At 71.8% G+C, this 20572-nt stretch carries 18 protein-coding genes and 1 pseudogene; 12 read left to right on the top strand and 7 right to left on the bottom strand.

Annotated features, from left to right (window positions below; genetic code table 11):
• Nucleotides 1–21: 21 nt before the first annotated feature.
• The gene (locus OG570_RS42060) at nucleotides 22–1017 is read right to left on the bottom strand and encodes a LacI family DNA-binding transcriptional regulator (RefSeq protein WP_326954318.1); all 996 of its coding nucleotides are present in this window, start codon (nucleotides 1015–1017) and stop codon (nucleotides 22–24) included.
• 72 nt (nucleotides 1018–1089) lie between these two features.
• Here OG570_RS42060 and OG570_RS42055 point away from each other — a divergent pair, with 72 nt between their 5' ends.
• A complete protein-coding gene (locus OG570_RS42055) occupies nucleotides 1090–1908 on the top strand; it encodes a phytanoyl-CoA dioxygenase family protein (protein ID WP_326954317.1) in 819 nt (272 codons plus the stop codon).
• Nucleotides 1909–1927: 19 nt separating this feature from the next.
• On the opposite strand, the gene OG570_RS42050 is transcribed toward OG570_RS42055, so the two are convergent.
• Nucleotides 1928–2167, bottom strand: coding sequence for a hypothetical protein (locus tag OG570_RS42050; protein WP_326954316.1), 240 nt, complete (start codon nucleotides 2165–2167; stop codon nucleotides 1928–1930).
• Nucleotides 2168–2386: 219 nt separating this feature from the next.
• On the opposite strand from OG570_RS42050, the gene OG570_RS42045 reads away from it, so the two are divergent.
• The 3 genes from OG570_RS42045 to OG570_RS42035 all read left to right on the top strand — a co-directional run bounded on the left by OG570_RS42045 (nucleotide 2387) and on the right by OG570_RS42035 (nucleotide 5676).
• Nucleotides 2387–3424, top strand: a complete 1038-nt coding sequence (locus tag OG570_RS42045; RefSeq protein WP_326954315.1) for a fatty acid desaturase family protein — start codon at nucleotides 2387–2389, stop codon at nucleotides 3422–3424.
• A 304-nt stretch (nucleotides 3425–3728) separates the two neighbouring features.
• Nucleotides 3729–4106 carry an STAS domain-containing protein gene (locus OG570_RS42040; RefSeq protein WP_326954314.1) on the top strand — a complete coding sequence of 126 codons (378 nt, stop codon included), beginning with the start codon at nucleotides 3729–3731 and terminating at the stop codon, nucleotides 4104–4106.
• 109 nt (nucleotides 4107–4215) lie between these two features.
• Nucleotides 4216–5676, top strand: a complete 1461-nt coding sequence (locus tag OG570_RS42035) for an alpha/beta hydrolase (protein WP_326954313.1) — start codon at nucleotides 4216–4218, stop codon at nucleotides 5674–5676.
• Between the two features lie 58 nt (nucleotides 5677–5734).
• Here OG570_RS42035 and OG570_RS42030 read toward each other — a convergent pair whose 3' ends face one another.
• Complete coding sequence (locus tag OG570_RS42030; RefSeq protein WP_326954312.1) at nucleotides 5735–7192, bottom strand: MDR family MFS transporter; 1458 nt, start codon at nucleotides 7190–7192, stop codon at nucleotides 5735–5737.
• On the bottom strand, nucleotides 7189–8724 hold the full coding sequence (locus OG570_RS42025) for a hypothetical protein (RefSeq protein WP_326954311.1): 1536 nt from the start codon (nucleotides 8722–8724) through the stop codon (nucleotides 7189–7191). The genes OG570_RS42030 and OG570_RS42025 overlap by 4 nt, the downstream gene beginning before the upstream one ends.
• Nucleotides 8725–8913: 189 nt before the next feature.
• Here OG570_RS42025 and OG570_RS42020 point away from each other — a divergent pair, with 189 nt between their 5' ends.
• The 3 genes from OG570_RS42020 to OG570_RS42010 are packed head-to-tail and all read left to right on the top strand — an operon-like array spanning nucleotide 8914 to nucleotide 11181.
• Nucleotides 8914–10071: an acyl-CoA dehydrogenase family protein gene (locus tag OG570_RS42020; RefSeq protein WP_326954310.1), complete on the top strand. Its 1158-nt coding sequence runs from the start codon at nucleotides 8914–8916 to the stop codon at nucleotides 10069–10071.
• Nucleotides 10072–10092: 21 nt separating this feature from the next.
• Nucleotides 10093–10878, top strand: coding sequence for an FAS1-like dehydratase domain-containing protein (locus OG570_RS42015; protein WP_326954309.1), 786 nt, complete (start codon nucleotides 10093–10095; stop codon nucleotides 10876–10878).
• 54 nt (nucleotides 10879–10932) lie between these two features.
• Nucleotides 10933–11181, top strand: a complete 249-nt coding sequence (locus tag OG570_RS42010) for an Atu4866 domain-containing protein (protein WP_326954308.1) — start codon at nucleotides 10933–10935, stop codon at nucleotides 11179–11181.
• Nucleotides 11182–11437: 256 nt separating this feature from the next.
• On the opposite strand, the gene OG570_RS42005 is transcribed toward OG570_RS42010, so the two are convergent.
• The 3 genes from OG570_RS42005 to OG570_RS41995 all read right to left on the bottom strand — a co-directional run bounded on the left by OG570_RS42005 (nucleotide 11438) and on the right by OG570_RS41995 (nucleotide 16537).
• Nucleotides 11438–14605, bottom strand: coding sequence for a family 78 glycoside hydrolase catalytic domain (locus OG570_RS42005; RefSeq protein ID WP_326954307.1), 3168 nt, complete (start codon nucleotides 14603–14605; stop codon nucleotides 11438–11440).
• 170 nt (nucleotides 14606–14775) lie between these two features.
• Nucleotides 14776–15588: a CPBP family intramembrane glutamic endopeptidase gene (locus OG570_RS42000; protein ID WP_326954306.1), complete on the bottom strand. Its 813-nt coding sequence runs from the start codon at nucleotides 15586–15588 to the stop codon at nucleotides 14776–14778.
• A 61-nt stretch (nucleotides 15589–15649) separates the two neighbouring features.
• Nucleotides 15650–16537 carry an alpha/beta hydrolase family protein gene (locus OG570_RS41995; RefSeq protein ID WP_326954305.1) on the bottom strand — a complete coding sequence of 296 codons (888 nt, stop codon included), beginning with the start codon at nucleotides 16535–16537 and terminating at the stop codon, nucleotides 15650–15652.
• A gap of 77 nt (nucleotides 16538–16614) precedes the next feature.
• On the opposite strand from OG570_RS41995, the gene OG570_RS41990 reads away from it, so the two are divergent.
• The 5 genes and pseudogenes from OG570_RS41990 to OG570_RS41975 all read left to right on the top strand — a co-directional run bounded on the left by OG570_RS41990 (nucleotide 16615) and on the right by OG570_RS41975 (nucleotide 20515).
• Entirely contained in the window at nucleotides 16615–17154 is a 540-nt protein-coding gene (locus tag OG570_RS41990) for a helix-turn-helix domain-containing protein (protein WP_326954304.1), read from the top strand.
• A gap of 80 nt (nucleotides 17155–17234) precedes the next feature.
• Nucleotides 17235–17675, top strand: coding sequence for a MarR family winged helix-turn-helix transcriptional regulator (locus tag OG570_RS41985; protein WP_326954303.1), 441 nt, complete (start codon nucleotides 17235–17237; stop codon nucleotides 17673–17675).
• A gap of 27 nt (nucleotides 17676–17702) precedes the next feature.
• Nucleotides 17703–19355: pseudogene (locus OG570_RS41980) on the top strand (MFS transporter); the annotation flags it as partial.
• Between the two features lie 33 nt (nucleotides 19356–19388).
• The gene (locus OG570_RS48500; protein WP_442788352.1) at nucleotides 19389–19955 is read left to right on the top strand and encodes an isochorismatase family protein; all 567 of its coding nucleotides are present in this window, start codon (nucleotides 19389–19391) and stop codon (nucleotides 19953–19955) included.
• Nucleotides 19952–20515 (top strand): YbhB/YbcL family Raf kinase inhibitor-like protein, encoded by a 564-nt coding sequence (locus tag OG570_RS41975; RefSeq protein WP_326954301.1) that lies wholly within the window; start codon nucleotides 19952–19954, stop codon nucleotides 20513–20515. Before OG570_RS48500 ends, OG570_RS41975 begins: the two co-directional genes overlap by 4 nt.
• The last annotated feature ends 57 nt before the right edge of the window (nucleotides 20516–20572 follow it).

Here is a 20572-nt window from a genome sequence, read left to right as displayed (position 1 = left end):
GGTCCCCGCGCCGGCGGCCGGTCAGCTCGTGCCGCGCACGACCAGGCGGTGCGGCGCGACGATCGACCGCGGTGGTTCCGCCGCGCCCGCCCGCCGGGTGAGGCGGTCCAGGGCCAGCTCGGCGATGCGGTCCTTGTCCGGGGCCACCGTCGTGAGCGACGGGACGCTGTAGCGGCCGTCCTCGATGTCGTCGAATCCCACCAGCGCCAGGGAATCCGGCACCGCGACGCCCCGGTCGGCCGCCGCGCGCAGAGCGCCCAGCGCCAGCTCGTCGGTGAAGCAGAACACCGCGTCCGGGGGCTGCGGCAAGTCCAGCAGCCGCAGCATCGCGCGGTGGCCGTCGGCGCGGTGCAGACGCGGGACCGGCACCTCCAGCTCCGGGTCGGCCGGCAAACCCGCGCCGGCCAGCGCGGCCCGGTAGCCCGCGAGACGCTGGCGGGCGGTCGCGTTCAGGGACTCCGGCTGGATGCCGACCGCCGCGACGCGCCGGCGGCCCGACGCCAGCAGGTGCTCGGTCGCCTCGCGCGCGGCCGCGACGTTGTCGATCGCGACGTGGTCGACGCCCGCCGTGCCGTCGTGCTCGCCCAGCAGCACCAGGGGGACCGTGTCGGTGCGGGCGGCCAGCTCCGCGGGCGCCACCGCCCACGGGCTGAACAGCACGCCGTCGACGAGCTGGCTGCGCTTGCCGTGCAGCAGCTGCTTCTCGCGCTCGGCGTCGCCGTCGGTCTGGTCGATGAGCACCGTCAGCCCCCGGGCGCCGGCGATGCGCACGGTCCGCGCGGCCAGCTCGGCGAAGTACGGCGAGTCGATCTCGGGGATCACCAGCGCCACCAGGCCGGTCCGGCCGCGGCGCAGCGTCCGGGCGGCCAGGTTGGGCAGGTAGCCGAGCGCGTCGATGCTCGCCTGCACCCGCTCCCGGGTCGCCGGGGCGACGTACCGGAACCCGTTGACGACGTTGGACACCGTCCGCACCGACACCCCGGCGTGCTCGGCCACATCACGCAGCTTCGGGCTCATCTTCGTACCCTAACCTTGCAACGTGGCATGCCACGTTGCAAACTGGCTGCCACGCCGTCAGGAGGTCCGCCAATGACCCGAGTGACCCCGTTCACCGCCGCCGAAGTCGAGTCCCACACCGACCGCCTGCACGAGGACGGCATCATCGGCCTCCCAGGCGCCTTCACCCGCGACTGGGTGACGCGGCTCGGCGAGGACATCGACACCGCGTTCGCCGAAGCTCGCGCGAGGCCGGACGGTGCCGTCGGCCGCGGTCCGAACCGCTTCTACGTCGAGATCCACCCGGAGCAGCTGCGCGGGTTCACCGACCTGGCCACCCACCCGTGGATCACCGCGATCGCCGAGGCGGTGCTGGGCCCGGAGTACCGGATCGTCGAGGTCGGCTTCGACGTCCCGCTGGCCGGCGCGGCCGACCAGCCGTGGCACCGCGACTTCCCGGCCCCGGAGGGGACCGCGTTGACGTCGCTCGCGGTCAACGTCACCGCCGTCGACACCGAACCGGACATGGGGCCGTTCGAGATCGCCCCCGGCACGCACCGGGACGACGGCGGCGCGTTCGAGCACGGCATGTTCCCGGCGCGCGAGACCTACCCGCGCTACCGGGAGCGCGCGACGCGCAAGTTCCCGAAGATGGGGGACATCTCGATCCGGTCGGCGCTGACCGTGCACCGCGGCACCGCGAACCGGTCGAGGAAGGCCCGCCCGGTCCTCGTGCTGGGTCTCGACGCACCGGGCGCGGGCCACGACGCCCACCACGACACCGCCGTGACGCGCGGGTACTGGGCGTCGCTGCCGGCGTCCGTGCGCGCCCACCTGCGCTGCCCGATCGTCGGCACCCTGACGCCCATCACCCAGAAGCACACGATCGAAGGCCTGGTGATGGGTGAGTGACGCGACCCCGGGCCGTGGGTCAGGACTGTTCCGGCGGTTCCGGCGGCTGCGGTGCGGCGAACCCGCCCGGTCCGGCCGCGGCCGAGTAGGGCGCGACGGGTGGCGTCGCGGCCGGTGCCACGGGCGGCGCCGAGGGCGGCGGCGCGGCCGAATAAGGCGCCACGGGCGGAACCGGCTCGCGAGCTTCGTTCTCCGCCGCTTCCGGCGTCGGGGGCGACCCGCTGTCTCGCTGCGGCGACTGGTCGCGGTCTTGGGTCATGCGAACCTCCGGGGGTAGAGGCAGATCCGTGCCTCGGCGGTACCGACGCGGACATCGGCCTGTAGTGCGATCGGCTACCCGGACGGCTCCCCGATAAACGAGATCGGAGAGGCGCGGCACAGCGTGATCTTGTTTAGCGCGACCCGCGTCCGGGAATCCGGCGCGGGTAGACAAGTGGTGGCCTCAGTCCTCGGCGCCGCAGGACTGGGAAGGAAACACATGACTACGTCTCCGATGAGCGCCGAGGCGGGCGCGCGCGCGACGTCGCGCAACGACTTCGGTGATCTCGGCCGCCTGGTGCGCAGCGAAGGGCTGCTCGACCGGCGTTACGGTTACTACGCGGTGAAAATCAGCCTCACGCTGCTCGCCCTGGCCGGCGGCTGCGTGGCGTTCGTGCTGCTGGGCGACTCGTGGTGGCAACTGGCGACCGCGGTGTTCTTCGCCGTGATGTTCGCCCAGATCGCGTTCCTCGGCCACGACGCGGGGCACAACCAGATCTTCCGCACCGGCCGGGCCAACGACCGGCTGGGCTACGCCCTCGGCGGGATCGTCGGCATGAGCTACGGCTGGTGGATGGGCAAGCACACCCGTCACCACGCCGGCCCCAACCACGAGGACGACGACCCCGACATCGACATCCCGCTGCTCGCCTTCACCCGCGGGCAGACGGGTGACAAGCGCGGGCTCGTGCGCTGGACGTCGAAGTACCAGGCGTTCCTGTTCTTCCCGTTGCTGCTGCTGGAAGGGCTGAGCCTGCACTGGGCCGGCATCCAGGCCGTGCGCGACGACGAGGTCAAGCACCGCCGGCTCGAAGCGGTGTTGCTCTTCGCCCACATCGGCGTCTACCTCGGCGCGGTGTTCGTCGTGCTGTCCCCGCCGGTGGCGCTGGCGTTCATCGCCGTGCACCAGGGGCTGTGGGGGGTGTACATGGGCTGCTCGTTCGCGCCGGGCCACAAGGGGATGCCCACCTACACCGACAAGACGAAGCTCGACTTCCTGCGCAAGCAGGTGCTCACCAGCCGCAACGTCCGCGGCGGCCCGTGGGTGGACTTCACCCTCGGCGGGTTGAACTACCAGATCGAGCACCACCTGTTCCCGAGCATGCCGCGGGTCAACCTGCGCCGCGCGCAACCGCTGGTGCGGAAGTTCTGCGACGACCACGGGATCGACTACGCCCAGTGCGGGTTGTTCAAAACGTACTACTACGTCCTGCGTTACCTGCACGACGTCAGCGCACCGCTCCGCGTAGCGCACTAGTCCACTTCGGACAGTGCCGGAGGGCCACCGGGACCGGCCGGCGCATCACCGTAGGGTCACGGGCGTCAGCCGACCGGGCGAACCGTGTCGGCCGCACGGGTTGACCTGGCGCTCACCCGTCGTCAGCGTTTGTGACGCGCCGTCGCGGGCATTACGGTGGCGGGAGAGTGAAGGTCGGCGCCCAGGCCCCGCGCGGACGGTCCTGTCCACGCCTCCGGGAGACCGCGCCATGATTCCTGCACAGCCATTCCCTGGAACACCTGCCAGTCGGGAGCCGCGCCGGTCCGCCGGGCCGCGGCTGCTGGTGCGCCAGAGCGAAGCCGGGGCCGGGGTGCTGGTGGTCGCCGCGGCCGGCATCCTCGACGGGACCACGGCGTGGCTGCTGCAGCGCGCCCTCTGGCGGGACCTGCCCGCGACGACGGTGGTCGACCTGTCGGACGTCCCGGTCCTGGGCATCGCCGGCGTGCGCGTCCTCGAAGGCGCCGCGGCCCGCGCCCGGGCCGAGCAGCGCCGGATCGCCCTCGTGACGCGCTCCTTCTCCGTCAACCGGGTGCTGCGCCTGTTCGCCCTCGACGTGCGTGTCCCCGTCTACGCGCGGCTGGCGGACGCGGTCGGCGGCACGCGGGGGCTGCACACCGCAGCCGGGCCCAGCGTCCCGCACTCGAGGCAACGCCACCAGTGACGTCACGTCACGCCCACTGGTGATGCCTTCGCACTGTTCGGTGAGCCCGGTCCGCGATGGGATTCGACCATCGCCTGGCGCCGAGGGGGCGCCACGAGAAGGGACACCGATGAAGAAGTTCTTGCTGGCCGCGGCGATCGCCGCGGTCGCCGCGACGGCCCTGGTGCCGAGCGCGTCCGCCGCGCCGTCGCCGCCGGACACCCTGAAGTGGGGGTCCTGTCCGGCCACCACGTTCCCCACCCCGGACCTGCAGTGCACGACGCTGAAGGTGCCGCTGGACTACCGGGACCCGGGCGGGCGCAAGATCGACCTCCTGGTTTCGAAGATGCCGAGCAAGAACCCGGAAAAGCGGCGCGGGGTGCTGCTGACGAACCCGGGCGGTCCCGGCGTCGGGGGCTGGGACTACCCGCAGCTGATGACGCTCAAGGGGTTGCCGGCCCCGCTGCCGCAGAGCGTGCGCGACGCGTACGACGTGATCGGGTTCGACCCGCGCGGCGTCGGGCACAGCACGCCGGTGACCTGCGACCTGACGCCGGAGCAGCAGGCGATCGGCAACCTGCCCTACGCGAAGGACGCGGCCGACGTCGTGAAGCAGGCACAGGTCGCGAAGGCGGAAGCCAAGCAGTGCGCGACGTCGAAGACCGGGTGGATGCTGCCGCACGTGACGACGGCGAACACCGCGCGGGACATGGACCGCATCCGCGAGGCGCTGGGCGAGACCCAGGTTTCCTACCTGGGCGGCTCGTACGGCACGTACCTGGGCGCGGTGTACACGACGATGTTCCCGCGGCGCAGCGACCGGATCGTGCTGGACAGCAACCTCGGGCCGGACGGCTACGACGTCGACGCGATGCGGGCTTTCGGCCGGGGCCTGGAAGACCGGTTCCCGGACTTCGCGAAGTTCGCCGCGGCGCACCCGGAGTACGGGCTGGGCACCACGCCCGCCCAGGTGACGGCGAAGTTCTACGACCTGGCCGCCCGCCTGGACAAGAAGCCGGTCGGCGCGTTCACCGGCGGGATCTTCCGCGGGCTGAACTTCAGCTTCACCTACGGCGACACCTCGTTCCCCATGCTGGCGGCCGCGTGGCAGTCGCTGGACCAGGGCAAGGTGCCGACGCTGGCCGGGGAGGCCGCCACGGAGAACGCCTTCGCCGCCCGGTTCGCCGTCATCTGCACCGACTCGGTCTGGCCGAAGTCGGTGGCGGGCTACCAGCGTGACGTCGCGGTCGACCGCGTCCGGTACCCGATGCTCGGCGCGGCTTCGGCGAACATCTCGGCGTGCGCGTACTGGCAGGCCCCGGCGACGGAGCCGAAGGTGCGGATCACCGGGAACGGGCCGTCGAACGTCCTGCTGGTGCAGAACCGGCGCGACCCGGGCACCCCGCTGGTGAACGCCCGCAAGCTGCGCGCGGCGTTCGGTGACCGGGCCCGGATGGTCACCATCGACCAGGGAGGCCACGGCGCCTACGTGGTCGCGCCGAACAAGTGCGGCAACAACGCGGTGACCGACTTCCTGGTCACGGGCGAGCGCCCGGCGCACGACACGTCCTGCGCAGCGGAAACCCCCTGATCGACGCGTTTGCGGGCCCGGCCGGCTTTGAAACCGGCTGGGCCCGCAAACGTTTACGTCACCCGGTCGTGGACGAGTCCTTCGCCGGGGCGGGCACGTCCAGGCTGGTGCGCAGCACAACCGGCTTGAGCAGGACCGCCGCGAGCACGCCCAGCAGCGCGACGCCCGCGGAGATGGCGAAGATGTGCCCGGTGGCGGCCCCGTACGCGGCCGGCGCCGGGACACCTTCGGCTGTGCTGCCGGCGACCTGGTGGGCGAGGATCGCGCCGAGCACGGCGACGCCGATCGTGCCGCCCAGCGACCGGAAGAACGACACGGTGGCGCTCGCCGCGCCGATGTCCTGCAGCGGCACGACGTTCTGCACGACGAGGACGAAGTTCTGCAGCGTCATGCCGACCCCGGCGCCGATCAGGAGCATGGCGACACCGATCAGGACCAGCGGCGTGTGCTCGTCGATGAGCCCCAGCCCGGCGAACCCGGCGGCGAGGCTGACGGCGCCGGTGACGAGGAACGGCTTCAGCCGGCCGGTGCGGCTGATCCGGCGGCCGGCGACGATCGAGAAGACCAGGATGCCCGCCATCATCGGGATGGTCAGCAACCCGGCCTCGGTGGGGGAGTGCCCGCGGCTGACCTGGAAGTACTGGCTGAGGAAGACGGCGGCGCCGTACATCGCGGTGCCGGCGGCGAGGCTGCCGAGCACGGCCAGCGCGGTGGTGCGCTGCCGGATGATGCGGGGCGGCACCACGGGTTCGGCGGCCCGCAGCTCGACCCGGACGGCCAGCGCGAGCAGCACCAGAGTGCCACCGACCATGACGGCGCTCGGCCACGAGACCCAGGCGAACGAGTCGCCGGCGAACGACACCCAGATCAGCAGCAGGCTCACCCCGCCGGTGATCAGGGTGGCGCCCCAGTAGTCGATGCGGACGTTGTCACGGCGCACGACGGGCAGGCGCAAGGTCAGCTGCAGCAGCACCATCGCGACGACCGCGAAGGGCACGCCGATGAAGAAGCACCAGCGCCAGCCCAGCCACGACGTGTCGACGAGGTAGCCGCCCAGCAGCGGCCCGCCGATCGTGGACAACGCCGTGACGCTGCTCTGGTAACCGGCGTACCGGCCGCGTTCGCGGGGCGGGATCATCGTGGCGATGGCGATCTGCACCAGCGACTGCAGGCCGCCGACGCCGATGCCCTGCAGCGCGCGGGCGCCGATCAGCTGCCCCGCGTCCTGGGCCAGGCCGGCGGCGATCGAGCCGGCGATGAACACGCCGGCGGTGAGCTGGATGAGGGACTTCTTGCTGTAGAGGTCGGCGAGCTTGCCCCAGATCGGCGTCGCGGCGGTGGCGGCGAGCAGGGTGGCGGTGACGACCCAGGCGTACTGGGTGGGCGAGCCGTGCAGGTCGCGCAGCATCCGGGGCAGCGCGGTGGCGACGACGGTGCTGCTCAGCGTCGAGACGAACAGGGCCAGCAGCAGGCCGGTGAGCGCCTGGAGGATCTGCCGGCGTCCCGGCGCGGTCACGGCGTTTCCGCGGGGGTGAGGTGCAGGAGGACGCCGTCGGCGGCGAGGTAGAGGCTGTGGTCGGCCGCCGCGGCGAGGCCGGCGAACGGCCGCGGCACGCCCGGCATACCGTGGGCGAACAGCGCGGGTTGGTCCCTTGTGGACGGTCCGGTCCCGGGAAGGTCCGCCGCGGTCCGGCTTTCCCCGGTCGTCAGGTCGACCTCGACGACCTGGTGGCGTCCGGTTTCGGCGACGAACAGCCGGCCGTCGCTCACGACGATCCCTTGTGGACGGTCGAGCCCGTCGGCGAGCACGGCCGGCGTCTCCCCGTCGAGCCGGTACACCGCGCCGCGGTCCTCGTCGCTGACGTACCAGCGCCCGTCATCGGCCACCGCGACGTCGACCGGGCGGCCGAGTCCCTCGGCGAGCACGCCGACGGTGTCGTCGGCGTCGATGGTGCGCACCCGCCCGGCCCCGGCTTCGGCGACCACGAGCACGCCGTCCTGGCGCAGCGCGATCCCCAGCGGCTGGTCCAGCCCGGACGCCCGGGTGCGCACGGCCCGCGTCGTCCGGTCGTACGTCCGGACCTGGCCGTACTGCGAGGTGAGGTGGAGCAGGTCGCCGTCGGCGGTGATGCCGTGCGCGAAGGTGAGCAGCCCGGTGGTGGCGACGTCGTCGTCCGGCGTGCGCGGGCGGGCGACGCGGTAGTGGTCGGCGGTGTGCACGCCGCCGCCGAGGTCGATCGTCACCCCGAACGGGCCGGCGAGGCCGCGGGGCGTGATCTCGCGGGTGCGCCCGTCGGGGTGCAGTTCGGTGATGCCGCCGCCGGTGTAGCTGGAGACGTACATCCGGTTCCCGTCGTCGAAGGCGGCGTTGTCGAGCCCGGGAATCCCGCTGGTGACGAGGGATTCGGTGCCGGAGCCGTGGAGGTCGACACGGGTGACGATGCCGGCGACGCCGCGGGAGAGCACGAGCAGCACACCGGCCTGGTCGAAGCGGACGGCGACGGGCTCGTGCACGTTCGCGGCGACGAGCTCCGGTTCGCCGCCGTCGGGCGGGATGCGGAAGACCTCGCCGGTCATCATGTGCGGGTAGTAGAGGTGGCCGTCCGGGCCGAGCTGCATGGCGTTGCCCATGGCGAGCCCGCCGGTGAGCACCACGGGCCCGTCGTCACGCAGCTCCAGCAGGCGCCCGCCCGGGATCATCTCGTTGACGAACAGCCGGTCGCCGACGCAGGCGATCCCGTTGGGCAGCCGCACCTGGTCGGTGACCAGGCTGAACGCGCCGTCGGGCCGGCGTCGCCAGACCCGGCCGGGGACCAGGTCGGTGACGTACATCGAGCCGTCCGCGCCGAAGGCGAGATCGTCCGGCGCCTGCACCGGCCCGCCGGCCGGCACGATCACCTCGACGTCACCGGAGGCGAGGTCGACGGCGCTGATCTGCCCGGCCAGGAACTGCGCCGCGTACAGCCGCCCGTCCGGCCCGAAGGCGATGCCGTTCGACCCCCGCAGGGGCGCGGGCCGGGTCAGCCGCCGAGCCCGGAAGCCGGTCATGGGCCCCCTTCCGGTGTTTAAAGCAACTGCTTGATTCACGATACAGGTGGATCTTCGGGGACGGGTCCGGGGCCTACGCGCTCCTCCCGGCGGGAGCATCCCGCCGCCGCGGAACTGGCGGCTGGTGCACGTTCGCCCGCCGGCTGGGCCACCATTACCCGGCAGGCCGGCCACAGAGAGGAAGTCGTCATGGACGGGCTCACCGAAGAGGAAGTGGCGATCGTCGCCCTGGTGGGGGAGTTCGTCGACCGCGAAGTGCGGCCCGTGGCGCGGGAGCTCGACCACGGCGACGTCTACCCGGAGCAGCTCATCGAGCAGATGAAGGCGATGGGCATCTTCGGCCTCGCGATCCCCGGACCGTGGGGCGAGGCGCACGTGTCCGCGCGGTGCTACGCCGCCGTCACCGAGGAGCTGGCCCGCGGCTGGATGAGCCTGGCCGGCGCGATGGGCGGGCACACCGTCGTCGCGAAGCTGCTGCTCGACCACGGCACGCCGGAGCAGCGGGACGCCTACCTGCCGAAGATGGCGACCGGCGAGATCCGCGCGACGATGGCCCTGACCGAACCCGGCGGCGGCTCCGACCTTCAGGCCCTGCGCACCACCGCCCGCCGCGACGGCGACGCCTACGTCGTCAACGGCGCGAAGACGTGGATCACGAACGTCCGCCGCTCCCAGCTCATCGCCCTGCTGTGCAAGACCGATCCCGCGGCGGACCCGGCGCACAGCGGCATCAGCATCCTGCTCGCCGAGCCCGGTCCCGGCTTCCACGTCTCGCGCGACCTGCCGAAGCTGGGCTACAAGGGCGTCGAGAGCTGCGAACTGGCCTTCGACGACTTCCGCGTCCCGGCGACGGCGCTGCTCGGCGGGACGGAAGGGCGCGGGTTCACGCAGATGATGCGCGGGCTGGAGATCGGCCGCATCCAGGTCGCCTGCCGGGCGCTGGGCGTCGGACGCGCCGCACTCGAGGATTCCCTGCGCTACGCCCAGGAGCGCGAGAGTTTCGGCAAGCCGATCTGGCAGCACCAGTCCGTCGGCAACCTCCTGGCGAACATGGCCACCAAGCTCGAGGCCGCCCGCCAGCTGGTGCACCACGCCGCCCGCCGGTACGACTCCGGCGAGCGCGCCGACCTGGAAGCCGGGATGGCGAAGCTGTTCGCGTCGGAGACGGCCATGGAGATCGCCCTCGACGCGGTGCGGATCCACGGCGGATACGGCTATTCCACCGAGTTCGACGTCGAACGGTACTTCCGTGACGCGCCGCTGATGATCGTCGGCGAGGGCACCAACGAGATCCAGCGGAACGTCATCGCGCGCCAGCTCGTCAAGCGGCACCCGATCCCGTCCTGACCCTCGCGCGGAAGGAGACACATGGACCGCACGGAGCTGATCCAGCCCGAGCCGGCCGAGGCGCTCGCCGCGTTGCTCGGGGTGCCGCTGCCGGACATCGAGGCCGGGCTTCCGTTGCTGTGGCACTGGTTGTACCTCCTGGAGCGGCCCGCGCAGGCGGACCTCGGCCCGGACGGCCACCCGCTGCGCGGCGGGGTCCTCGCCCCGCCAGGCCCGGGACGACGTCGCATGTGGGCGGGCGGCCGGGTCCGGACGTCCGGGGCGCTGCGCTGCGGCGAACCCGCGACCCGGCACTCGGAAGTCCTGTCCACGACGGAGAAACACGGCCGATCGGGCACGCTGACGTTCGTCGTCGTCGCGCACCGGATCTCGCAGCGCGGGCAGGTCGTGGTCGACGAGCAGCAGGACGTCGTCTACCGCGAAGCCGGCCTACCGAGCCTGCCCGAAGACGGTCCGGTGGTCCCGCCCGCCGACGGCGACCGGGCGCTCGACGTGACGCCGACGCTGCTGTTCCGCTTCTCCGCCCTGACCTACAACGCCCACCGCATCCACTACGACCGCGACTACAGCCGCGACGTCGAGGGCTATCCCGGCCTGCTCACCCACGGCCCGCTCCAGGCCCTGGCCATGGCGGAAGCCGCCCGCGCGGCGGGCCGAGGCGGCGACCAGACCTTCGACTACCGGCTCGTCTCACCGCTGTTCGACCACCAAGGCCTGATCGCCCGCGCCGACATCGCGGCGGACGGCGTCACGACGGCCGCCCGCGACCACCACGGCCGGCAGACCGCCACCGGCACGCTGCGCTGAGCCAGGGAGCACCACGGCCTGGTTGCGCCAGGGGAGACCGGCGACGCTGGAAGCATGGACAACGAACACGCCCCCGTCACCGGGATGTGGGTGACCGCCGACGGGCACATCCGCCAGGAACTGCGGCCGGACGGCCGATACGACGAAGCCCGCGGCACCAGGAAGAGCGCCTACACCGGCAGCTACACCGTGGCCGGCAACCACATCGACTACGTCGACGACACGGGCTTCACCGCAACCGGCGACATCCGCGACGGTGTGCTGTACCACGAGCACCTGGTCCTCTACCGCGAAGCCGACTGAGCCACACGCTCCACAGTGGACCAGCGGTGTCGTCGGTGACTCCAACCCACGTGACCAAGCCCGTCACCCACGTGATCGAAGCCGTAACCCACGTGACTGAGGCCGGAACTCGCGTGATCGAAGCCGGAACTCGCGACTTCCGGGTTCAATCACGCGAGTCACGGCTCTGATCACGCGAGTTCGGGCTCGGATCACGTCGGTGACGGGCCGGGTCACGCGGGTGACGGGGTCAGCTGTCCCGTCACCCGGCCGATCCTCACAAGGTCGAGCGGAAGACGTAGTCGCCCGAGCCGACCCGGTAGGTGACGTAGCCGTTCTGCGCCCCCGCGAACCGGGCACCCGGGGGTGCCTGGACGGTGCGGGCGTCGCGGGCGGGCACCGAGATCTCGGCCGTCGCTCCGACCGGCACTCCGGCGCGCAGGGTGAAACGGCCGTGGTCTCGGGTCCACGCCGAGCTCACCTGGCCGAGCGGGGACTCGACGTGGGCGGACGCGTTCGTGAGGTCGCCGACCGGGTGGGGCTGGATCTTGACCGCCGTGTAGCCGGGCGCCGCCGGCTCGATCCCGGCGACGCGCTGGTAGAGCCAGTCGTCGACGGTGCCGAGGAAGGCGTGGTCGTGCGAGCGCGAGGTGGCGGCCCACTCCTCCCACATCGTGGTGGCACCGAGCCCGGTGAACCAGTAGCCCCAGCCGGGGTACGTCGGGTTCGTCGCCACTTGGTAGGCGAGGTCGCCGTACCCGGCGTCGGTGAGCGCCGGGAGGATGATCTTCGTGCCCAGCGCCCCGGTGTTGAGGTGGACGCCGCGCGTCTTGACGTCGTTGACGAGGTTCGCGACCACGGCCGGGCGGTTCTGCGCCGGGACGATGCCGAGGCTCAGCGGCAGCAGGTTCGACGTCTGGCGGTAGCCGGCCGCGCGGTCGTCGTAGTACGCCCCGGACGCCTTGTCGAGGAACGTCGTGTTGAGCGCGTTCGCGACCGTGCCCGCGAAGGCGTCGAAGTGCTTGGCGTCGGCTTCGTGGCCCAAAGCGCGGGCGATCTTGGCCATGGTCGTGGCCGTCTTGTCGATGTAGGCCGTGCCGGAGAGCCGGGTGCCCTCGGGCGGGTTCGCGGCGCCGGGCGCGAGCCAGTCGCCGTAGCTGAAGCCGGTGTAGATGTTCCCGGTCTTCGCGATGTCCTGCTCGTAGAAGGCGAGCCACGCCTTCATCGCGTCGTAGTTCTCGGCGAGGGCGCGGGTGTCGCCGTAGTACCAGTAGAGGTCCCACGTGATCAGGACGAAGCTCGCCGACCAGACCGGGTCCTTGACCTGCTTGCCGCCGACCGTCGCGGGCACGGTCTGGCCGATCGACCCGTCCGGGTTCTGGTCGTCGCGGTGCTCGCGCATCCAGTTCTCGTAGAAGTCCTGCATGTCGAAGTGGGCGATCGCGGAGTCGGCCGACAGGTGCGCGTCCGCGGTGTAGGGCCGCTTCTCGTACATCGGGGTGTCGGTCGGGACGGAGTGCAGGTTGTTCAGGATCGTGTTCGCTTCGGCGTCGTCGTAGCGGTTGAGCAGCGGGCTGGAGCTGGTGAAGTCGCCGGTGGTGGCGACCGCCGTGTGGACGCGCTCGGCGTCGACCGACGCGACGGTGACCCCCGCCGGCGCGGCGACCTGGACGTAGCGGAAGCCCGCGTAGCTGTAGCTGGGCTGGTAACTCTCCAGGCCGTCACCCTTGAGGATGTACGTGTAGGACTGCAGCTGCATGCCGAACCCGCCGACGTTGTCCACCGTGCCGTCCGGGTTCAGCTTCTCGCCGTAGGTGATCGTCACCTGGGCGCCGGCGGGTCCGCGCAGGCCGACCCGCGCCCAGCCCGCGGTCGGGCCGGCGACGTCGTAGACGTGCACGCCGTCACGCGGCGTGGTGACGGCGGTGATCGGCAGGTCGTCGGTCACCTTGATGGGCGGGAACGCCTCCGCGCGCAGCGTCCCGGCGGGTCCGGTCACCGGCAGTGCGGGCCGCCAGCCGGTGGCGTCGAACCCGGTGGCGGTCCAGCCGGGCCGCTCCAGCCGCGCGTCGTAGGTCTCGCCGAACCAGAGCGACTCCGTGCGAGTCGGCCCGTCGGCGACCTTCCAGGTGTTGTCGCTGGTGACCCGCTTGGTGCTGCCGTCCTGGTAGGTGACGTCGAGCTCGAGCTTCAGCTTGGGCTCGCTGTGCCACGGCGAAGCGACCCACTCGTCGGGGTTCGTCATCGCGTAGTACCCGCGGCCCAGGCTCACGCCCACCGCGTTGCCGCCCGCGCGCAGGGCCGCGGTGACGTCGTAGGTCGTGTACAGCGCGGTCTTGTCGTAAACGGTGAACCCGGGGTCCAGCTCATGGTCGCCGACCCGGGCGCCGTTGAGGTAGAGCTTGTAGTAGCCGAGACCGGCGATGTAGACGCGCGCGGACCTGATCGGCTTGTTCAGGGTGAACTCGTTGCGCAGCAACGGTTCCGGCGGGGGAGGAGTGCTGACGGAGCTGCCCCACGGACCGGACCCGTACGCGGCGGCCACGAGCGCCTGCGGCCAGGCCGCGTCGTCGAAGTCCGGTTGCTGCCAGCCGGTCGCGGCGGTGTTTGCGGACTTCCAGGTCGTGTCGGTGACGAGTTCGAAGGGGGTGCCCGAGCTTTCGACCCGGAGCTTGCCGAGGAAGCCGGCCGGTCCGGGCTGGGCGTTGGTCGCCTCGGCCGCGATCACGTTGCGGCCGGGACGCAGCGCGGTCGAGACGTCGACGACGGTCGCCGTCCGCCAGGAGTCGCCGACGTGCGGCGAAGCGGCGACCTGCTGTCCGTTGACGGACACGGTGAAGCTGTCGTCGGCCGTGAGCTCGAGCTGGGCCGACGTGATCCGGTCGCCGGCGGGCAGGTCGAACGCACGCCGGAAGTACCGCGTGCCGACGGGTGCCGAGTCGGCCGGATTCCCTTCGGGGTACCAGATCCAGCTCGCGCCGGTCAGCGACGGCGGCGTCGCGGTCGTCTGCGCGCCGATCCAGTCACCCTGGAACTCGCCCGGCGCCAGGAACGCCGTCTCGAACGACGCCGATGCACTCCACCGCGAAGCGTGCCGGGCGGCGTCCCAGACCTGGACGCGCCAGAAGTAGCGGGTCCGCGCCTTTAGGGCGTGGCCGGCGTAGGTGACGTCGAACGACTGCGACGACCGCACTTCGCCGCTGTCCCACACGTTCGCGGGCCCGCCGGCCTCGGTGGAGACCACGATCCGGTACGCCGACTGACGCGCGGTGTCCTTCGCGGTCAGCGCCCAGCCGAACCGCGGCCGGGCGACGTCGACCCCGAGCGGGTCGGTCTGGTGCTCGACCTGCAGGCCGCCGGCCTGGACGTCGCCGAGCGCGGGAAACGCCTCGACGGGCGCCACCCCCAGGACCAGGAAGGTGAGCAGGGCCAACGAAGCCGTCATCAGGCGCGAAGACATCGCGTTCCTCTCTCCGTTGACAGGGCGGCGGTCGATCCCCGACGAAATGAATCGTTTCAACCCGTGTGGCGAGGATGATGGTAGGCAGAACTCCGACCCGGTGACAAGAGGCCGGCGGTCGCCTCCGCGGCGACCGCCGGCCGGCTCCGGCCGCGTCAGGCCCGCGCCGGGCGGGGACCGCGGCCGAGCAACGCGAGCGCGACAACGGCTTGCACGACCAGGACGATCGCCTGCGCCAGTGGCGCGTTGACGGTCAGCAGCGCGATGGTCGTGTTGACGCCGAAATGGACCGCGATCGACGCCGGAACACCGCCGCGTTCGTAGGCGAAAACGGTCAGCAGTCCCATCGGGATGACACCGAGAATGAACAGCAGACCGCTCAAGCTGAACAGGCCGAAAGAAGCCTGGATCGTGCCGGTGATGAAGAACAACGGCAGGTGCCACACGGCCCAGATGACACCCAGCAGCAAACCGGCCTGCAGCCGCGTCATCGACGCGCGCAGGCGCGGATAAGCCGTGCCGCGCCAGCCGGGCTCCTCGGCCAGCGGGCCGCCGATCAGCATGCTGATCACGAAGGCCACGGGCCCGCCGGCGGTCGTGACCAGGTGCTGTCCCGCCGTCAGGCTCAGCGGGGGACCGCCGAGGACGTCCGCGAGCAGCACGGCGGCGACGACGGTCGCGGATGCCAGTACCAGCAAGGGAAGTATCCAGAACCACCGCACGCCCGGCCGGGAGCCGACCGCGTGCGCCGGGGCGGGTTCGCCGCGGCGGGCGCGCCGCACCCGGACGGCGATCGCGCCGAACACCGGGCCGAAGCCGCCGAGCAGGTAGGGCACGACGGTGGGGGAGCTGGTCGGCGGTCCGCCGAGCAGGATCGCGACGAGCCAGAACGCCCAGCTCGTCGTGAACGTGACGGTCCAGAAAAGGGTCAGCCCGCTTTTCCGTCGAACCGGGGAAATGGTGGTCACGCTTGTGCCTTTCGTTCGAAAATGGGCAGCATCGAGCCCGGGAACAATTCGTTTGTCAGAGTTACTTGAGTCGGTTTGCGAGCCAGCCGGACACCTGGGCGAGCAGGTCGGCGTCGACGGGACGGCGCAACTGCCGGCGATAGGACCGCACCGACGCGCGGCCGGCGTCGCGGCGCAACAGGTGGGTGAGGTCGGGGATCCGGTGGACCTCGGCCTCGCCGGGCACCAGCCGGCGGATCTCGGCCAGATCCGCGGCGTCGACCTGGACGTCCTTCCCGCCGGTGATCGCCAGCACGGGCACCCGGATGTCCGCGAGGTCCGGGCGCGGGTCGTGGGCGAGCAGCTCGCGCGTCCACCGGGCGTTGACCGGAATCCCGGCGACCCGGGTGGTGTCCGTGGTCTTGATCCGGGCCAGCTGTCGCCGGGCGAAGGCCCGCAGCGCGGGTCGCACGAACGCGGGGAGGTCGCGGACGATCATCCCGGCCTGCCACCGCAGGGCGTCCTCGCCGAGACGGGCGAACCCGGCCAGCAGCACCACTGCGGCGACGTCGGCATGCGCGCCGAGGGCCATGGCGTGGACGGCGCCTTCGCTGTGCCCGACCACGCCGACGGCGTCGGCCCGGACGTCCGGCCGGGCGGCCAAGGCGCGCACGGCGGCGGCCGCGTCGCGGCGGTTGTCGGCGAACCCGGTCGCGAGCCAGTCGCCGGGGGTGGCGCCGACGCCGCGCCGGTCGTAACGCAGTGAGGCGATCCCTTGGCGCGCAAGGGCTTCGGCCAGCGCGGGGCCGTACCCCGTGCGGAGCCGGCGCGTGCCGGCGTCCCGGTCCAGCCGTCCGGATCCGTGCAACAGCAGGACGGCCGGGTGCGGGCCGGCGCCCGCGGGCAGGGTCAGGGTGCCGGCCAGCGGCAGTCCGTCGTCCGCGGTGACCGTCGTGTCGACGTCCCGCATGGGTCGTCCCCCATCATTCTCGATCGTGCAAATGTTCTCGACTGTGAGAACAGTATCGTATGTGAGAACATTGGTCCATGGCGACCGCCGATCTCCTCCTGCACCCCGTCCGGATGCGCATCCTGCAAGCGCTGTTCGACGCCGATCCGCTGACCACCGCGCAGCTGCGCGAGCGCATCCCCGACGTGGCGCCGGCCACGATGTACCGGCAGATCGCGGTGCTGGCCGAGGCCGGGGTGCTGGAGGTGGCCCAGGAGCGGCGGGTGCGCGGCACGATCGAGCGCAGCTACCGGGTGCGCAAGGAGGAGGCGGTGGTCGACCCCGAGGCGCGCGCGGCGATGTCGAAGGAGGACCACCTGCGGTCGTACACGACGTTCGCGGCGTCGCTGCTGGGGGACTTCGACCGCTACCTGGCCCACCCGGACGCCGACCCGCACGCGGACGGCGTCGTCTACCGGCAGGCGGCGGTGTGGCTGACGGAGGAAGAGTTCGCCGTGATGGTCGAGGAGATCGAGAAGGCGGTCGTCTCGCGGTTCGAGAACGTCCGCGAGGGCCGCATCCGGCGCGTCGTCAGCCTGGTCGTGGTCCCGGACGAACCCCAGGCAAGCGCCGGCTAAGGCCGGCCGCACACCTCGCCGAGGCCGGCGTGAGCGCGCCCGGAATTTACTAAGGCAGGTTGATAAGGTAGCCTTAGTATATGACCGTTGATCCGGATCCCGGCGAGGTTGCCGCCGTCCTGCTGGCGAGTGTCAGCGTGCTGGTGCGACGGGTGCGGCAGGTGCCCGCCGAGGGTGGCCTCACGATGCCCGAGCGCACCGCGCTGGCGCTGCTGGACCGCTCGGGTCCCACCACTTCCTCGGCGCTCGCCCGGGAAGTGCAGATCACCGCGCAGGCGATGGGGGCGACGCTCGGCGCGTTGCGGGATCGCGGCCTCGTCGAACGCCGGCCGGACCCGGACGACGGCCGGCGGGCGGTGCTGCTCGTCACCGAAGCCGGTCGGCAGGCCTTGCGGGACAAGCGGAACGCGCGGGCCGAGCTCATCGCGCAGGCCCTGACCGGTGGCGAGTTCACCCCGGCGGAGCTGGCGCGGCTCGCGGCGGCCGCGCCCTTGCTGGACCGGCTGGCCCAGCACCTCTGACACGCGAAACCACGAGGGAGCGAGCCGATGACCGAGACGCGCGCGGCCGGCGACCGGTACAAGTGGACGGCGCTGACCAACACGACCGCCGCCGTCTTCATGTCCGCGCTGGACGGTTCCATCGTGCTGATCGCCCTGCCCGCGATCTTCACGGGCGTGCACCTGGATCCGTTGGCCCCGGGGAACATCGCCTACCTGCTGTGGATGATCATGGGGTACCGGCTGGTCCAGGCCGTCCTCGTGGTCACCGTCGGGCGCCTGGGCGACATGTACGGCCGGGTCCGGATCTACAACGCCGGCTTCGCGGTCTTCACCTTCGCCTCGATCCTGCTGTCCTTCGACCCCTTCGACGGCGGTCACGGCGCTCTGTGGCTGATCGCCTGGCGGGTGCTGCAGGCCGTCGGCGGGTCGATGCTGACCGCGAACTCCGCCGCGATCCTGACCGACGCCTTCCCGGCGGAGCAGCGCGGTTTCGCCCTGGGCATCAACCAGGTGGCGGGCCTCGGCGGGATGTTCATCGGCTTGGTCGCGGGCGGCCTGCTCGCGGCCTGGGACTGGCGCGCGGTGTTCTGGGTGAACGTGCCCATCGGCGTGTTCTTCACGGTGTGGGCCTACCGCACCCTGCGCGAAACCGGAAAGCGCGGCGGCGGCCGGATCGACTGGTGGGGCAACGTCACCTTCGCGGTCGGCCTGAGCGCGGTCCTGATCGCGATCACCGTGGGGCTGCAGCCCCACGGCGGCCACACCATGGGCTGGAGCAACCCGCTCGTCCAGATCCTGATCGCCGGGGGACTGGTGCTGCTGGCCGCCTTCGTCGTCATCGAGAACCGTGTCAAGGCCCCGATGATCCAGCTGAGCCTCTTCCGCTTGCGCGCCTTCACCTTCGGCAACCTGGCGGGCCTGGCCATCTCGATCGGCCGCGGCGGCCTGCAGTTCGTGCTGATCATCTGGCTGCAGGGGATCTGGCTGCCCCTGCACGGTTACGACTACGAGAGCACCCCGTTGTGGGCCGGCATCTTCATGCTGCCGCTGACGGCCGGTTTCCTCGCGGCCGGACCGATCTCCGGCTACCTGTCCGACCGGTTCGGCTCCCGGGGCCTGGCCACCGGCGGCGCGGCGCTGTTCGGCGCCAGCTTCCTGGGCCTGATGCTCCTGCCGATCGACTTCGGCTACGGGGTGTTCGCGCTGCTGATCGCGCTCAACGGGATCGCCAGCGGCATGTTCGCCTCGCCCAACTCGTCGTCGATCATGGGCAGCGTGCCCGCGGACCTGCGCGGCGTGGCCTCGGGCATGCGCGCCACCTTCCAGAACTCCGGCACCGCCGTCTCCATCGGCGTGTTCTTCTCGCTGATGATCGCCGGACTGGCGAGCAACCTCCCGCACACGCTCACCGCCGGCCTGCAGCAGCAGGGTGTCTCGGCCGGTGTCGCCGGCCAGATCGGCGCGCTGCCGCCGGTGTCGTCGCTGTTCGCCGCCCAGCTGGGCGTCAACCCGGTCCAGCACCTGCTCGAACCCAGCGGCACCCTGGCCGGCCTCACCGCGGCCCAGCGGCAGACCCTGACCGGCCGGGAGTTCTTCCCGAACCTGATCTCCGGGCCCTTCCACTCGGGGCTGGTCATCGTGTTCGCCTTCGGTGCCGCCCTCGCCTTCCTCGCCGCGATCGCGTCCCTGCTGCGCGGCGCCACCAACCGATCCTCACAGGAGAAAACCACCGTGCCACTGACCACCATCGACCCCAGGTCCGCGCTCGTCGTGATCGACCTGCAACAGGGGATCGTCGACGCCCACCGCGATCCCACCGTCACCGCGGCCGTCAAGCAAGCGGCCTACCTGGCCGCCGAGTTCCGGCGGCACGAGCTGCCCGTGGTCCTGGTCAACGTCACCGGCCGCGCGCCGGGCCGCACCGACGCCGGCCGGGCCGCGAGCAGCGCCCCGCCGCCGGCCGGCTGGGCCGACCTCGTCGACGACCTCGACGTCCGGCCGACCGACCACCTGATCACCAAACGGCGGCGCAGCGCGTTCCACGACACCGGCCTCGACACGCTCCTGCGGGACCTGGGCGTCACCCAGATCGTGCTCGCCGGCATCTCGACCAGCTCCGGCGTCGAGTCGACCGCGCGCTCGGGCGCCGACCACGGCTACCACGTCGTCCTCGCCACGGACGCCATGACCGACCCCGACGCCGTCGCCCACCGGCACAGCGTCGAACGCGTCTTCCCCAAGCTCGGCGAAACCGCCACCACCGCCGAGGTCATCGGCATGGTCGAGGCGACCCGATGACGCTGCTCGGCCGGCTCCTGCGCAACCGCCGGGCCGGCGACGCCCACCTGGCCTGGAACCTGCCCAACCTCCAGGGTCCGGAACAGCTGACGCTCACCAGCCGGGACTTCGACGACGGCGGCCCGATGCCGCTGGCGCAGTGCGCCAAGCACGTCGGCGGCGCCGACCGGTCTCCCCAGCTGGCCTGGACGACGCTGCCGCCCGCCACCGCCCAGCTCCTCGTGGTCGTCGAAGACGTCGACGTCCCGCTGGGCAAGCCCGCTGTGCACTGCGTCGCGCTGGCCGATCCGTCGGCCGGTCCGCTGGAAACCGGTGCCCTGACGGCGAAAGAGCCTGGTCCCGGGGTCCGGGTGCTGCGATCCACCATCGGCCGGGGCTACCACGGTCCCGCGCCGGTCAAGGGGCACGGGCCGCACCACTACGTCTTCCAGCTCTTCGCGTTGTCCGCGCCGGTTCCCGACTCACCGTCACCGGAGCGGGCGCGGCCCCGCACGTTGCTGCCCGTGATCACCGGCCCCGTTCTCGCCCGCGCACGGCTGACCGGCGTTTTCGAACGCTGAGCCCGTTGCCCGCGGATTAATCGGCAACCCGGCGCGGACGCGGCAAACGATACGGGA

Source organism: Amycolatopsis sp. NBC_01286, from assembly GCF_035982555.1.
GTDB lineage: Bacteria > Actinomycetota > Actinomycetes > Mycobacteriales > Pseudonocardiaceae > Amycolatopsis.
This window is presented reverse-complemented; position numbering and strand designations above follow the sequence as displayed.